Source organism: Cellulomonas bogoriensis 69B4 = DSM 16987, from assembly GCF_000767165.1.
Classification (GTDB): domain Bacteria; phylum Actinomycetota; class Actinomycetes; order Actinomycetales; family Cellulomonadaceae; genus Actinotalea; species Actinotalea bogoriensis.
This window is the reverse complement of sequence record NZ_AXCZ01000490.1, coordinates 1-353: the sequence shown is the minus strand read 5'-3', so window position 1 is coordinate 353 and position 353 is coordinate 1. Positions and strand designations below refer to the sequence as shown.

Annotated in this window: 1 protein-coding gene; it reads left to right on the top strand. The window is 76.2% G+C overall.

Going from position 1 to position 353, the window contains the following annotated elements:
• Positions 1–100: 100 nt before the first annotated feature.
• On the top strand, positions 101–353 hold a 253-nt coding region (locus N869_RS16165), incomplete at its 3' end, for a hypothetical protein (RefSeq protein ID WP_035063508.1).

The window sequence follows — 353 nt, the reverse complement described above, 5'->3', positions numbered from 1 at the left end:
ACCTCGCGATCCTGCTGCGCGAGGCCGGCGTGCCTGCGGTCGTCAGCGCGGGCGATCTCGGACCGCGCGTGCTCGTCGCCGACGGTCAGGTGGTCGACGCATGACCGCCCGCCTGGTCCTCGGCCCCCGCCACCTGCTCGACGACACGCAGGCCCCAGGTCCCACCGACGTCGTCACCGTCGTGCGGGTGCCGGACGGCGCCGCGACGCCCACGACCGTCGCGGGGACCGCCGCGAACACGGTCCTGCTGCGGCTCGACCACGCGGCTGAGGTCGAGGCCCGCACCGCGCCTGCGGGTGCGATGGACGCGACGTCCGGACGGCTGGTGTGGTCGGGGCTGGTCGACCGGCTCC